General features: G+C 63.4%; 14 protein-coding genes. 3 read left to right on the plus strand and 11 right to left on the minus strand.

The features are described from left to right. Positions 1–152: 152 nt before the first annotated feature. Positions 153–422, plus strand: a complete 270-nt coding sequence (locus ABDW49_RS27200) for a hypothetical protein (RefSeq protein WP_343616935.1) — start codon at positions 153–155, stop codon at positions 420–422. A gap of 72 nt (positions 423–494) precedes the next feature. Here ABDW49_RS27200 and rlxS read toward each other — a convergent pair whose 3' ends face one another. Together rlxS and ABDW49_RS27210 are read right to left on the minus strand one after the other, a co-directional pair. Then, the gene (rlxS, locus tag ABDW49_RS27205; protein ID WP_343617416.1) at positions 495–2,471 is read right to left on the minus strand and encodes a relaxase/mobilization nuclease RlxS; all 1,977 of its coding nucleotides are present in this window, start codon (positions 2,469–2,471) and stop codon (positions 495–497) included. A gap of 370 nt (positions 2,472–2,841) precedes the next feature. Beyond that, positions 2,842–2,976: a hypothetical protein gene (locus ABDW49_RS27210; protein ID WP_343616937.1), complete on the minus strand. Its 135-nt coding sequence runs from the start codon at positions 2,974–2,976 to the stop codon at positions 2,842–2,844. Between the two features lie 373 nt (positions 2,977–3,349). On the opposite strand from ABDW49_RS27210, the gene ABDW49_RS27215 reads away from it, so the two are divergent. After that, positions 3,350–3,625, plus strand: a complete 276-nt coding sequence (locus ABDW49_RS27215) for an HU family DNA-binding protein (protein ID WP_343616938.1) — start codon at positions 3,350–3,352, stop codon at positions 3,623–3,625. A gap of 51 nt (positions 3,626–3,676) precedes the next feature. On the opposite strand, the gene ABDW49_RS27220 is transcribed toward ABDW49_RS27215, so the two are convergent. Next, entirely contained in the window at positions 3,677–3,997 is a 321-nt protein-coding gene (locus ABDW49_RS27220; protein ID WP_343616939.1) for a DUF736 family protein, read from the minus strand. 368 nt (positions 3,998–4,365) lie between these two features. Here ABDW49_RS27220 and ABDW49_RS27225 point away from each other — a divergent pair, with 368 nt between their 5' ends. Continuing rightward, entirely contained in the window at positions 4,366–4,587 is a 222-nt protein-coding gene (locus tag ABDW49_RS27225; RefSeq protein WP_343616941.1) for a hypothetical protein, read from the plus strand. Between the two features lie 27 nt (positions 4,588–4,614). Here the strand turns inward: ABDW49_RS27225 and ABDW49_RS27230 are convergent, their stop codons facing one another. The 8 genes from ABDW49_RS27230 to istA all read right to left on the minus strand — a co-directional run bounded on the left by ABDW49_RS27230 (position 4,615) and on the right by istA (position 13,152). After that, a complete protein-coding gene (locus ABDW49_RS27230; RefSeq protein WP_343616943.1) occupies positions 4,615–4,947 on the minus strand; it encodes a hypothetical protein in 333 nt (110 codons plus the stop codon). A gap of 119 nt (positions 4,948–5,066) precedes the next feature. Next, on the minus strand, positions 5,067–5,861 hold the full coding sequence (locus tag ABDW49_RS27235; RefSeq protein WP_343616945.1) for a MucR family transcriptional regulator: 795 nt from the start codon (positions 5,859–5,861) through the stop codon (positions 5,067–5,069). Between the two features lie 236 nt (positions 5,862–6,097). Then, positions 6,098–6,856 carry a hypothetical protein gene (locus tag ABDW49_RS27240; RefSeq protein ID WP_343616947.1) on the minus strand — a complete coding sequence of 253 codons (759 nt, stop codon included), beginning with the start codon at positions 6,854–6,856 and terminating at the stop codon, positions 6,098–6,100. Between the two features lie 65 nt (positions 6,857–6,921). Then, entirely contained in the window at positions 6,922–8,748 is a 1,827-nt protein-coding gene (locus ABDW49_RS27245) for a ParB N-terminal domain-containing protein (RefSeq protein ID WP_343616949.1), read from the minus strand. A gap of 161 nt (positions 8,749–8,909) precedes the next feature. Then, positions 8,910–9,296, minus strand: coding sequence for a DUF2958 domain-containing protein (locus ABDW49_RS27250; protein ID WP_343616951.1), 387 nt, complete (start codon positions 9,294–9,296; stop codon positions 8,910–8,912). Further along, the gene (locus tag ABDW49_RS27255) at positions 9,293–10,315 is read right to left on the minus strand and encodes a zincin-like metallopeptidase domain-containing protein (RefSeq protein WP_343616952.1); all 1,023 of its coding nucleotides are present in this window, start codon (positions 10,313–10,315) and stop codon (positions 9,293–9,295) included. Before ABDW49_RS27255 ends, ABDW49_RS27250 begins: the two co-directional genes overlap by 4 nt. A gap of 547 nt (positions 10,316–10,862) precedes the next feature. After that, positions 10,863–11,642, minus strand: coding sequence for an IS21-like element helper ATPase IstB (gene istB, locus ABDW49_RS27260; RefSeq protein ID WP_343608772.1), 780 nt, complete (start codon positions 11,640–11,642; stop codon positions 10,863–10,865). Beyond that, entirely contained in the window at positions 11,632–13,152 is a 1,521-nt protein-coding gene (istA, locus tag ABDW49_RS27265) for an IS21 family transposase (RefSeq protein WP_343608774.1), read from the minus strand. Before istA ends, istB begins: the two co-directional genes overlap by 11 nt. Between the last annotated feature and the right edge of the window lie 92 nt (positions 13,153–13,244).

The following is a 13,244-nucleotide window of genomic DNA, read 5'->3' on the forward strand; positions in this document are numbered from 1 at the left end:
GCGACGCGGCCGGCGCGGACTGCGCGCGTTCATCCCTTTTTTCGGTGGACGCAGCGGCGATTCGTCTGAAAGTTTCTGCCCTTGGAAATCCGTCCCCAGCGGGACCGGATCAGATTGGGCGAAGTGCCGCAGTAGGAAACCGGAGACGCTGCATGGACGATGAAAACTTCCATTATCTTTCGGGCCAGATCGACGCCCTGCGGGAACTGATGGTGCCAGTTCTGGTGGATTGGGCAAAATCCCAATCACCCAAGCCTGCCGAGAAGCTCATGCATCTCAGGGACAGCATTCAGGAGGACCTTTCAAATCTTACACCAGAGAATGATGCCGAGGTTTTTCATCATGAGGGCAAACGCGACATGGTGCAGGAAATGGTGCTCGATGCCATCATTGCGCTGAAACGGGTGGTCGCCCCCCACTAGCCGCCACGGTGTTGGAGGCCATTCAAAGCCGAGGCTCATCAAGTGCAGACGCTCGATGGGAGGTCCTCGCCTTCATGAGATACCCGGTCCGGCACGCCCGCGACCAAACTCCCAGCTTATGGGCCCGTCGCGCATGATGCCCGACACGTTCTGGCCGATCCGGCGCTCGAGCACGTCCCGCCAGGGAACCAGCGTGAAATCTCGCGAGCGCTCGATCAGTGCGTGCTTTCCGCCCACCATATCCACACTGCGCACCAGCCGCCCATCGATGCGCTCTCCCTGGCTCATCTCGGCAAAGGGCAGCCCCAGTTCCTCGGACAAGGCGCCGGCCAGGCGCAGCAATTCCCTGCGCTGGAGGTTGGCGAGCATGTCTGCGCGGTATTGGATGTCACCATCATGATCCACCGCCAGTTGCTCATCGATCAGCCATTGCTGGCGCAGCGACTGAGCCGCGCGCACCTCCTGCCCAAAGCCGTTGTCGCGCAGGGGAACCGGCGCAGATGAGACCAACTCCCGGTCGAGCCATGTCGGGGCCTCCATCCCTGTGAGCCGCTCGAGCCGCTCATGGGAGAGCACTTCGACATCGACGGGCCGATCGCGCCATCGCCTGGCCTCAAAGGCCGCCGCTTTCTCCAGGTGATCGGCCGCGATGGTCCAGCTGCCGTCTGCCTCGCGCTCGACGCTGCCCATGACCCGTCGCATCGCTTCCAGCCGCCGCACATGGGCCTCGACAAAGCTTTCGCTGGCACTTTGATCGTGCTGGAGATGGGCCTCGACGCTGTAGCGTCCGCCCTGCGCGGCAGCCACTTGCGCAATCGTGCGATCGAGCTGACGTATCCCGGCCTCACGCGGCACGACCTTCACAATCGCACCGGTCGGCAGAGACGTGGTATTTTCGCCCCGACCGATCGCGGCATAATGGGTCCGCCCGTCCACGCCATCGACGATCACGAAATGGCGATCGTCCAGCTCGTCGGCAAGGCCGCGCATCACCACCCGCCCAACGATGGGCCGTGCATCGGGAGCAGCCGGATCGAAGATCTGTTGGTCGGCAGGTGCGCGCTCAAGCCGCCGCGCCGAGAGTTCCCGCTGCATCGCCCGGATGATGTCCCCCTGTTCGCCCATGCGACGCAGCGTGTCTTCAAGACCCTCGGCGAGTTGCCACCGCCCGCCCTCGACCGCCTGCGCGAGCCCCATCCCCTCCAGTTTGCGAAGCCGCCCGACCCGCAGCGCGGCATCATGACTGCTGCCCCCCTGATCAGGGGCAGCACCAACAGTCCGGTCGCTGCCCATATCACGCAGCAGGCGGCGATCGATCGAGGTCAGCCGCTCGGCTGTCATATCCTGACGCAATTTCTCCTCGATCTCGATTTGCGTGCGGGGCCCAAGATCCAAAGTCAGAATACGGCTCGCACGCTCACGCATGCCATGCGAAATGTAATCCCTGGCGATCACCAGATTTTGCCCTCGGTCATCCTTGCCGCGCAGGATGATATGCGTGTGCGGGTGGCCGGTGTTGTGGTGATCGACGGCGACCCAATCGAGCTTCGTGCCCAGATCCTCCTCCATCTGGCTCATCAGGCGCCGGACGAACGGCTTAAGATCGTCATACTGGTCGCCATCCTCGGGTGAGACGATGAAGCGGAATTGATGTCGGTCGCCATCGCTGCGCGAGAGAAACTCCTTGCCGTCCGTCTGGTCCGCCTCCGGCCCATAGAGTTTGCCCGGCGAGCCATCGCGGTTGACCCCGTCCCGCTCGATATAGCGCAGATGGGCTGTGGCAGCCGCGATGCCCTTCCCCTTAAGCGTGATCAGCCGGGTCTTGACGATAACCCGGCGCGCGCGCAGCGAGGAATCCTTGCCTCCTGATGACAGAACGCGGGCCCGAGCTGCGCCGCGACCGATCCGTTCACCGGTGAACCGCCCGGAGCCTTTGAGCGCCCTTTTCCCAGCGCGCTGGGTGGCGCGAACCACCTGGGTCAGATAGCGCTCGGTCTTGCCCATATTGCCGGGCCGCCCGAGACGGGGTGTGAAATCATCATCCTGCATTAATGCGCCTTTCCGCGATGGAAGGACGCTCCCCGGGCCATAGCATGCCAGAGCGGCAAAAAGCCGCAACCCGTCTCGCGAAATCCTCTCCAAGAGCCCGGAAATCCGCCATTCCTGCCCCGCGCATCTCGCGGCGGGAAAGCCTGTCTCGTAAAACGAGGCAAAAAAGGATGTGCAGACAATAAGTTGCAAGATCGACGAGATCTTGCCTCTATCTTGCATTCGGCGCCCCCGTCCCGGCTCCCCCCCTCGTCCTTCTCAAACCGCCAACGCCTCCAGGTCCGTGCGCTCCGCTGAGTGCATGAAAAAAGGCCGCCGGGAATGTCCCGACGGCCTCTCGCTTCCGGCTGCTCCATGGCGGATTGGCCGCTCAGTCGGGCTTCAACAGCGCCGCCAGCTCGTCGCTCGCTGCCTGCAGTTCACGCTGGATTTTCCTGCGTTCAAGGCGCGATCCGCATGCCGCCAGCTCCGCACGCAGTTCCTCGATGTGCTGTTCAATCGCCATGATGTGTCTCCTTTTCGCTGCACGATGGGACACGGGCCCGGCATCGTGGGGCCTGGGTCAATGACCGCGAAGCGGCCGCGCCAGCGGCGATGGGGGTCACGATTTTTTGGGGGCGCCGCGACCGTTTCGAACGGGGGAACAACGTCGAGCGCCCCCGAAAAATGGTGGGGCCCCATCGTCATTGACGCAGGCCCCACGCCGCCGGATCATCGAGGGATCCGGGCAGAAAGCTCTTCACCACCTCGCCATCAGCCGCTTTCTCGGTGGAAAAACCTTCGCCGGCCTGCATGTCACGGGCTCGTCCGCATGGACGCATCCCCATGCCAGAGCTAGGAATAGCAAGCTTTTATAGCCCTATGGAGAGTTTCAAGACATGAACAACAGCGACCTCGCCGAGGGCCTTGCTACCACGCATGGCCTGACCAAAACCGCCGCCCGTGAGCTGGTCGATGCCACCTTCGCCGCCATCGCTGATGCCGCTGCAAAGGGTGAGGAAATCTCGCTCAACGGTTTCGGCAAGTTCAAGGTGAAAGAGACCGCGGCCCGTGAGGGCCGTAACCCCAGCACCGGCGCGACGATCCAGATTGCTGCGGCCAAAAAGCTGACGTTCACGCCTGCCAAGGCCGTGAAGGACAAGCTGAACGGCTGATCCACTGCATGAAATGCCCCCGCGCGGATCAACCGCGCGGGGGCATCAGGGTCAGCTCCCAGGGTTCCAGATGATGGCGTAGGTATCGTCCTCATCCTGCCCGGCGGCCTTGCCGAGGTTCGCATAAAGGGTGCGGTTGCCGAGTTCGGGAGCCGACATCGAGAGGCGAATGTACTCACGCTCCGAGACTTCACCGGTGCGAATCCAGCCACCGCCCAGTTCGACGCTGCCGGAGATCACGCGGTAGTCGGGCTGGTCTCCCGTCTTGCGACGGTTGGGAATGATGCTGATGTCGGCGCTGACCGAGAGGGTGCGGATCTGACCCTTGAAGCTGCCATCGTCGAGGCGCTGCACATATCCGATTGCGGGCATTGTTCATCTCCTTGGCTATGTCGCTCGAAAACCGCTTCCGGGCGATGGGCGTGCCGAAGGGACGGCTGCAACGGGGCCGCGAACCTATAGGCCGAAGCGAAGCGGAGGACCGGAGCGGCGGGCTGATTTGTTGCGCGAGGAGGCTGCGGGCCTGTTCCGCAGCCGGGGAAATCAGCGCGCCGCGATGGTTTCGCGGCCCCGTGGCCGTCCCAGGACATCGCCCGCTCGGCAGGCGGTTTCGTGCGGGCAAGGAGAGCAAAACCGTGGAAAAGGCAGCGATTTCAGCTTGGCAGCGGGGGAGGAATAAGGGAATTTTCGGATCGAACACAACAAGCGTGCACCACGCGCAGGACAAAGAGGCAGGCACGATGTCGATGTTCATATCCGTTCGGCGTCTGGTCGAGCGTCTGGCTCCCGAACCGGTCTGCGACGTTTGCGTCGCGGATCGCCTGTCGCTGCAGCTGACCGACGATCTGCGCGCGACCTTGGGCGAGCTGGCGGTGGAGCGGGGCTTTGACCGGGAGCGCGATCGCTGCAGCCTGTGCGGTGAGGAACGTCCCGTCATCCGCAGGAGAGGCAGGGCGGCCTGACGCGGAAGTACCCCGCCGGAACCGGGATCACGGCATCGCGAGAGCATCCCGCAATTCATCGCACAGCAGATTGAATTCCGCGAAAAACCGATCTTCCAGATCTGCTTCGCTACCGCCGAATGCCGCCATGAAGCGGGGCAAAGCGAGCGATTGCGCGATCAGATGACCGGTTCGCAGAAAATCAGGAAGATGATGCCGAGCGGCGACAAGGTCACCGGTTTCCCGCATGCTGCGCGAAACGAGCCAGAGGATTTCGGTCAGCCGTTCGCGGGGCAGCACCGCCATATAATTGGCAAGGCGTCGTGCTCGCACAGCACCGCCGGCCGCCTCCAGCCATTGCTCATTGTCGGGCTTATCCATGCTGATCGCCTAGCCAGTGAGGCGAGCATCAGGCAAGCCCGCTATCCACGACAGCGGCGAAAAAATGGCGGCGCCCCTCCCCATAGGGAGGGCGCCGCCGCGATTTTTCCAGACGAGGCTCAGGCCTCGGCGGACGGGGCCGGGGCGGCTTCGACCTTGGCCTCCGCTTTGGGCTTTGCAACCTTTGGCTTTGCCGGTTTGGACGCGGGGCCGGTCTTTGCGGCTGCCCGCTTCGGCTTGGCCGTTGCCTCCTTTGGCGTGCTGACGACAGCGGCGCTGGCATCGACTGCGTTGTCGCCCTTGGACTTGGCTGCACCGCGCTTGGGCTTGCCCGGAACGGGAGATTTGGTGGCGACATCCGCCGGAGTCTGCGCGACCGGAGCGGCAACGGCGGCAGGCTTGCTTGCCGCGCGCTTGGGTGTGGTGGCCGGTTTCTGCGCTTTGGATGGGCTCACGGCGACGTCACCGGTCGCGGCGGTTTCAGCGCCGGACGGCGCGCCACGCTTGCGGCCAAGGCCGAGCTTCTGGGCGATCTCGCGGCGCTGCAAGGCATAGTCCGGCGCAACCATCGGATAATCGGACTTCAGGCCGTAGCGCGCGCGATATTCGGCGGGCGTAAGACCGTGAAGCGAAAGATGCCGCTTGAGCGTCTTGTATTTTTTCCCGTCGATCAGGCTGACGAGATGATCGGGCTTGACCGAAGAGCGCACCGATACGGCCGGTTCATAGGTCGCGGGGATCTCTTCACCAGCGGGCTCGCTCTTCAATGCGGCGATAGCAGTGTGCATATCCTTGAGGAACGCGGGCACGTCCTGAGCACCGGGCTTCACATTGGGGTTTTGCAGCCAGGCGATGGTGATGTCACCTGCGAGTTCGATGAAATCGCGCGCGTCCGAAGGATTGTTCTCGTCCATGGTAGTCCTCATGTCGGTCAAGTCCGGGAAACCTAGGCCCCTGACAGCCATCCGTCAAATAATGGTCCCACAAAGCGCCGCCCGCACCCTGTCATGGAGGCGGGCGGCGCCTGAATTTGATTGCCGGAAAGACCGTTTCATAGATCGAGGACACTGCGGATGTCAGGCGCCCGAAGAGGATGTTCGGCCCTCAATGTCCATCACTGCCCGGTTGCAACGAAACATGCGTCCGGCGCTTACGGTGATGTGAGCCGTGGAAGGATGGAAGCGGCCCCATCCAGCCAGAGCGCGTCGGCAGGAATGTCGCCCCGCCGCGCCGCGATCTCGACCTCGATGACGAAATGATCGAGATTCCCGATGGCAATGGTCTGGTGGAAGACATTCTTGGCCGCCTCGATGATCGCCTTGTGATCGGCGCAAGCGCCCCGGTCATCGCTCAGCGCCACGGCATAGAAAGGAAGCAGAGCGCGATCCTCGGCTTCCAGCTCCCGCGTTGGCACAAGGGAAGAAACCGAGATCAGGCAATGGACGGCCTCGCACGCGGAGCGCCAGATGTTGTCACCAATTGCCAGAGGGGGAACGGTGAGGTTTGCCGCTTCAAACCATGCGAGGATCGCTTCGAAACTGCCCAGATCGGCGGCAAGGGTGAGGCTAAGGAGCGCTTCATCCTCATCGTCGGTGGCATAATAGCTCACCTCGCCCGTACCATCGAACACCGCGCGCTGCGGTCCCCAACTGTAGCAACCGGCGCACCAGCGCCGGAACTGCAGATTACGTGCGACACAGAAGTCCTCAAGCCTGCTGAATTGCCCCAGCGCGACCTCCCGCCCCTTGAGCATCAGGGGCAATCCGCAGGCAAGCTGCGCCGCGGTGAAGGGCTCGCCGTCCCATTCAAGCGACAACTCTTCATCGGCAATCAGTTCGAGAAATTCGGGAAGGTGATCGGTGGGCAACCTGCCGCCGATGGTGATGGATGCCGAAACGCGGTCAACCATGTGTCATCTCCTGAAAAAGGGAAGAAAGGCGGGCGTGGAGCCGACCGGCCCACGCCCGCCCATCGTCATGCGGCCAGCGCCGCGTTGCCGCCCGAAGGTGCGTTGTCGGGACCCGAACCGGTTTCGTCCGGGCCTTCCTCGTCGCTGTCGGGCGCCTCGCTCTGCGCGATGCTGGATGCAGCCCATTCGGCTTTCTCAACCGTGCCCACACCGCCGCGCGCGGTGTAGGCGGCGGGCGGGAAGGTCATCCAGCGCGGCACCCAGCCCTCACGGTTTTCACGGCCATCCGCGCCGTCGAGATGATTGCGGATGATGGCCTTGAGCACCTTGGTCTTCTCAGACCTGTTGGCCTCGGCCACCATCTCACCGGCCACCTCACCCACCATTGCGGTGAGCACCTCGCGGTCGCGCACAAGCTCGAAAAACGCATCATCGGCCTGCCAGTAGGGCGCCATATCCATGCCGATCTGCTGGCCGACCGTCTCGATGATCGCGCTGCCCGATGCCAGCGTTTCACCCATCACCACCGCGATGACGCAGAGCAGATCATCATCCCCCAGCACCATCAGCCGCATGAAGATCAGCGGCAAGGCGCTGCCCATGGCGTTGCCCGCGCCGCACACGGTCGGCTCATCGGGATCGAGCGAGAGCAGGGCCAGCACCTTGCGCCGGGCCGCATCGAAGTCGGCTTCGCCCCGGCTGTTCTCGATGCTGTCGGCAATGGCATCGTTGCGGGTCGTCTGCTTCTCGATATGGACGCTCCACTGGGGCGAACCGGCGATGGCATGAGCGACCATCAGCCGCAACGCCAGCCCGCCATGGTCGAGCAGCGCCGCGCGCAGGGCGGCATGGCGATGCAGGTCGATGTAGCATTGCATCGGCCCGGTGATCTCGGCCCGCACCGGCTTGGGCGCCGCATCGATGGTTTCGCCCTTCTCGATGCGCCGCGCCTCCTTGGCGGTGACATAACCCTCATGGAAAGTGACCTCGCCATTGGCATGGACATCGATGTAGACGCGCCCGCCCTTGCGCTTGGGTGCCTTCTGATGTTCCCAAGTGTGGAAATGCTCGGCGGGCGGCACGATCACCGCATCGGCCCAGCCATCATCGAGATAGGCGGCGCGGCGCTGCTCGATGGCAGCGTTCTGTGCGGTCCAGAAGGCTTCGGCGTCAGCGAAATAGCTCTCTTCCCCGAAAAGATCGGAGACGATGCCTTTCATCTCGGCGGTGTCGAAAAGGGCATTGGACACCGGGATGGACTGCCCGCCCAGCAGCCATTGCTTCAATTGATACCCGGTGGGGCACCATGCGTCGGGATCGTCGAACAGCGCCAGCCATGCCTTTTGCTGGCTCTTGCTCGCCATGGTCAGATGGCGAACGGTGGTGGCGTCGATTTCCTTGCGGGCGTAAGCGGCGCGGATGCGGGGCAGGAGATTGCCCAGCGCCAGCGCCCGCCGCACGGCGAGCTCGGGCAGGCCGAAGGTGGTCGAAAGATCGTCCACCCCGCGCCCTTCGCGGATCAGCCGCGTGAAGCATTCCCAGCGGCTCACCTCATCGGGATCGATCCGGGCGGTGTTTTCGATCAGCGAAGCCTCGATGGCGTCGGCATTCTCGCCGCTTTCGAGAATGGCGCAGGGCATGGGGTCAACCTCCTGCCCCGCTGCCCGGCGTTCGTCGGCCAGCACATTGGCCGCATGAAAGCGCCGCGCACCCGCAACGATCTCGAAGGTTTCAGGACTGCCGTTCCGCCTCACCAGAACGGGCACGATAACGCCATGGCGGCGCATGGTCGGCAGGATGTCGGTGACATCGGGTGCCTTTTTGGAGAAACGCATGTTTGCCTTGCTCACACAGAGCTTGCCAAGATCGATAAAGTCGAGTTTCATGGTCATTACTCACTCCAAGCGAGTACCGGCCCGCCCTGACCCTCCAGGAATGGCGGGCCGGTTTTCGCAAATGAGCGGGAAAACGCCCGCCCGCGTCAGGTCACCTGACCGCTTCCAATCAGCCAGACGACAAGCTAGATGCCGCCGGGAAGACGGCGAAAGAGGCTTCAGAAACCCATCAGATGCAGGGCGATTTCGGCCTGAGAGATCGAGCCGAGGTTGCGGGCGGTCTGCGCCCAGAGCGACATCGGATGGCTGCTGTTGAAATCGGCATCGCGTTCGATCCCGAGGCCGAAAGGCAGACGCACGGCAGCAATTTCAGAGAGGCTGAACGAACCGAGTTCAGGGCAACCAAAGCCGAGATCAGCCAAGCCGAACAGCGTGTCGCCGTCCTCGTCGAGTTCGCTGGCGAGCCATGTCGCGCTGCCGCAGGGGTTGAACAGTTTGAGCAAGGGCACCGGGTCGGGATCGGGCGCACCATCGCGCTGGGCCGCAAGGTGCCGGGCCGAATTGACCAGAAGCGCGACGCGGATTCTGTCGGGAAGCAGGATCATGCCGCCGTCCTCCCTTCGGTGCTCGCCGTGCCCTTGCCCGGCTGGCCTGCATCGCACGCTGCCTTGAATTCGGTGTGACGCGTGAGCAACCAGTCGGCGGCCTTGCTGGCCTGACTGGCGGCGCGAAAGATCGCCCGGTTGTCCTCGCGCAGCACCTCCAGCCAAGCGCCGAGATAGTCGGCATGGCGCACGGTGGGCACGATCCCCAGCGCCGCGCAGAGAAAGGCGGAGCCCATTTCCGCGACCAGTTCCTCGCGAGCGTAGTCCTTGGAACCGAATGGATTCAGGATTTTACGGTCAAGGCGCGAGCTATGGCCCGTGCCGTGACACAGTTCGTGAAGCGCCGTCCGGTAAAAATTCACCTGCTCGAAAAAGGCCGGTTGCGGGGGGACCTGCACATAATCCTGCGAGGGCACATAGAAGGCTTTGGCCCCGCCGATGCGGAAGGGGATGCCCGATGCGGCAATGACCTCCTCAGCCACGGGCACGATCTCCCGCTCGGGCAAGGGCTCGGGATCACTGAACAGCCCTTCGCGCAGGCCTTCGCATTGCGCGATGTTGAAGACGGTGAAGCGCTTCAGAAAGGGAATGCTGCGCGCATCCCCGCCGCTCTGCTGCGCGCGCTCCTTTTCGGCCTGAGGGGTGAAGCGGTCGGCATAGACCACGCTCACGCCCTTCTCGCCCTTGCGGACGTTGCCTCCGGCTTCCAAGGCCTGCTTGAACGTCAGCCAGCCTTGCGAGGGATAGGCAAACTCGATGACGCTGCCCCAGAGCAGGAGGACGTTGACGCCTGAATAGGCCCTGCCGGTGAGCGCATTGTGGGGCAGGCCGGGAGCCAGCCCCGCCCCTCCCCCTTGGGGCTTCCCCCATGGCTGAACCCAAGGGAAACGCCCCGCCTCAAGCTGGGCAATGATCTTGGCGGTGACCTCATCATAGAGCTGGGCCCGGTTTTCGCCGCCGCCCGCTGCGGGTTTCGCCTCGCCCTCGCGGGCAGCGGTATCATGTCGTGCCTGACGCATCGGATAGCCTCCTTGCGCCACCCAAAACCCCATTGGCTTCCCCCGGTGCGGGGGTGGGCGGCACCAGCGTCCCCAGGGCGGGCCCGTAAAGCCGGGCCGCACCTTTGGCCGTAACGTCAGTGGAGGAGCCGGCCTGAAAGGCCGGCTTGCGGCCTGGCTGGGCCCGCCCAAAAGGGCGCGCCGCCTACCCGCGCGCCGAGGGAAGGCCCTCAAAGACACCGCCGTGCGCCCCGCGCGCGGCGTCAACATCATTCCTTCCCCCCTTCGGCCCAGCGATCGCCACCCGAAGGGCCGGGACGCGCCTCGGCGTGGCCCGGGGGTGCCGTTCACGGCACGCTGGAGCGCGGTCGCGCGGGCATCCGCGCGAGGGCCCCGGTCTTCTTTCGGCCCCTTCCTCGCTTCTTTTCCGTACTTTAACCTCACCGCAACATGATGTTTTCATCAGGAGAAGGTGAGCGTGTTGATTGCCACTGAGATGTGACCCGGGGTTTCCATTGAGAATTGACCCGGGTGGGTGTGGGTTATGTGCTGCCTCTGGCGGGCAGGTTCAAGATGCCGGCTTCTCCTTTTTGGCTTTGGGCGCAGCGGTGCTGGCGCGGAAGCGGAAGCTGTCGTTTCCAGTTTCCAGGATGTGGCAGTGATGAGTGAGCCGGTCGAGCAGCGCGGTGGTCATCTTGGCGTCGCCGAACACGCCGGACCATTCGCTGAAGCTCAGGTTGGTGGTGATCACGACACTGGTGCGCTCGTATAACTTGCTCAGCAGATGGAAGAGCATGGCCCCTCCTGATGGGCTGAAGGGCAGATAGCCCAACTCGTCGAGGATAAGCAGATCGAGGCGCAGCAGGCGTTCCGCCAGTTGGCCGGTCCGGTTGGCTGTCTTCTCCTGCTCCAGCGCGTTGACCAGATCGACCGTGGAGTAGAAGCGCACCTTCTTGCGGTGATGCTCGACAGCCTGAACGCCCAGCGCCGTGGCGATATGGCTTTTACCCGTGCCCGGGCCGCCGATCAGCACGACATTGTCGGCGTTTTCCATGAAGTCGCCCTGGTGAAGCTGGCGCACGAGTGCCTCGTTGATCTCGCTGGCAGCAAAGTCGTAGCCGGCCAGATCCTTGTAAGCCGGGAAGCGGGCGGCCTTGATCTGATAGGAGATGGACCTGACCTCCCGCTCAGCCATCTCTGCCTTGAGCAATTGGGCCAGCATCGGCACGGCAGTATCGAAGGCAGGCGCGCCCTGCTCGATCAGTTCGCCTGCGGCCTGAGCCATGCCGAACATCTTGAGGCCGCGCAGCATGACGACGACTGCGGCGCTGGCGGGGTCATGACGCATGGCGGATCTCCCTGAGCATATCATAGCGATCGACATTGGCCTTGGGCTCCTGCGTCAGGCGCAAGGCCTGAGGCGCATCAATGGGCGATGCCGGAGGTGCCTTGCCGTCAATCAGTCGGTGCAACACGTTGAGAATGTGGGTCTTGGTGGCGACACCAGCTTCCAAGGCCAGCTCGACCGCACTCAGGACCGCCTGCTCGTCGTGGTGCAGCACCAGGGACAGGATCTCCACCATTTCCCTGTCTCCGCCGGAGCGCTTGAGGAGGTGGCTCTGCAAGTGCCGGAAGGCTTCAGGCATGTCCAGGAAGGGCGCACCATTGCGCAGGGCACCGGGTTTGCGCTGGACCACCGCCAGATAATGCCGCCAGTCATAGATCGTGCGACCGGGTTTGTGGTGGGAACGGTCGATGAGCCGGACGTGCTCGCACACGATCTGGCCCTCGGCGGCGATGACCAGGCGATCGGGATAGACCCGCAGGCTGACTGGCCGGTTCGCAAAGGAAGCGGGCACGCTGTAACGGTTGCGCTCGAAGGCGATCAGGCAAGTGGGCGACACGCGCTTGGTCTGTTCGACAAAGCCATCGAAGGGCCTGCCCAGCGGCATCAGACAGGAGGCTTCCTCAGCATGCACATCAGCCACGGTGCCGGGCATAAGGCCGTGCTGGATCTCGCCCCATTGCGCGATACATCGTTCTTCCAGCCAGGCGTTCAGCGCCGCCAAATCCCCAAAGCTGGGCATCGGCTGCCACAACCGCCGCCGGGCATCCTGCACGTTCTTCTCGACCTGCCCCTTCTCCCAGCCTGACGCTGGATTGCAGAAATCAGTCTCGAACAGGTAATGGCTGGCCATGGCGGCGAACCTGGCGTTGACCTGTCGCGCCTTGCCCGTCCCGATCTTGTCGACGGCGGTCCTCATATTGTCGAAGATCCCGCGCTGGGGCACGCCGCCCAGCACCCGAAAGGCCTGCGTCAGCGCGTCAAACAGCATCTCATGGGTTTGGAGCAAGTAGGCCCGCACGATAAAGGCGCGGCTGTGGGCCAGCTTGGTATGGGCAACCTGCAGCTTGGTCACCTTGCCGTCCAGCACGGCATAATCCTCGCTCCAGTCGAACTGGAAGGCCTCGCCGGGTTGGAAAACCAACGGCACGAATGTCCCGCGCCCGCTGGTTTGCTGTTCATACTGAAGATCGCTCCGCCATCGCCGGGCAAAGGCAGCCACCCGGTTATACGAGCCTTCGTACCCCAGCTTCACAAGGTCGACATACAACTGCTTGGCGGTCCGCTTCTGCTTGCGGGATTTCTTGGATTCCACCCGCAGCCACGCCGTCAGCTTCTCGGCGAAGGGATCGAGCTTGCTGGGGCGCACCGGCACCTTGAAACTGGGCTCCACCGTATCGGAACGCAGATATTTGCGGATGGTGTTGCGCGACAGGCCGGTCCGTCGCTTGATCTCCCGAATGGGGATATCCTGCCGAAAATGCCATCGGCGGATCACACTGAGTAAGTCCATGTCGATCACTCCGAGACCCTCCGACTGACAGCCGGAGGGGAGGGAAACATGGGTCAATTCTCAGTGGAAACTTATCAGCTCCCCGGGTCACA

This window comes from Novosphingobium sp. (genome assembly GCF_039595395.1).
Classification (GTDB): domain Bacteria; phylum Pseudomonadota; class Alphaproteobacteria; order Sphingomonadales; family Sphingomonadaceae; genus Novosphingobium.

Coding starts and splice junctions, on each gene's coding strand:
- ABDW49_RS27240 (WP_343616947.1), bottom strand. CDS start 6,856: ATGGTTGACCGCGTTTCGGCATCCATCACCATCGGCGGCAGGTTGCCC.
- ABDW49_RS27230 (WP_343616943.1), bottom strand. CDS start 4,947: ATGGATAAGCCCGACAATGAGCAATGGCTGGAGGCGGCCGGCGGTGCT.
- ABDW49_RS27225 (WP_343616941.1), top strand. CDS start 4,366: ATGTCGATGTTCATATCCGTTCGGCGTCTGGTCGAGCGTCTGGCTCCC.
- ABDW49_RS27210 (WP_343616937.1), bottom strand. CDS start 2,976: ATGGCGATTGAACAGCACATCGAGGAACTGCGTGCGGAGCTGGCGGCA.
- ABDW49_RS27255 (WP_343616952.1), bottom strand. CDS start 10,315: ATGCGTCAGGCACGACATGATACCGCTGCCCGCGAGGGCGAGGCGAAA.
- ABDW49_RS27245 (WP_343616949.1), bottom strand. CDS start 8,748: ATGACCATGAAACTCGACTTTATCGATCTTGGCAAGCTCTGTGTGAGC.
- istA (WP_343608774.1), bottom strand. CDS start 13,152: ATGGACTTACTCAGTGTGATCCGCCGATGGCATTTTCGGCAGGATATC.
- istB (WP_343608772.1), bottom strand. CDS start 11,642: ATGCGTCATGACCCCGCCAGCGCCGCAGTCGTCGTCATGCTGCGCGGC.
- ABDW49_RS27220 (WP_343616939.1), bottom strand. CDS start 3,997: ATGCCCGCAATCGGATATGTGCAGCGCCTCGACGATGGCAGCTTCAAG.
- rlxS (WP_343617416.1), bottom strand. CDS start 2,471: ATGCAGGATGATGATTTCACACCCCGTCTCGGGCGGCCCGGCAATATG.
- ABDW49_RS27200 (WP_343616935.1), top strand. CDS start 153: ATGGACGATGAAAACTTCCATTATCTTTCGGGCCAGATCGACGCCCTG.
- ABDW49_RS27235 (WP_343616945.1), bottom strand. CDS start 5,861: ATGGACGAGAACAATCCTTCGGACGCGCGCGATTTCATCGAACTCGCA.
- ABDW49_RS27250 (WP_343616951.1), bottom strand. CDS start 9,296: ATGATCCTGCTTCCCGACAGAATCCGCGTCGCGCTTCTGGTCAATTCG.
- ABDW49_RS27215 (WP_343616938.1), top strand. CDS start 3,350: ATGAACAACAGCGACCTCGCCGAGGGCCTTGCTACCACGCATGGCCTG.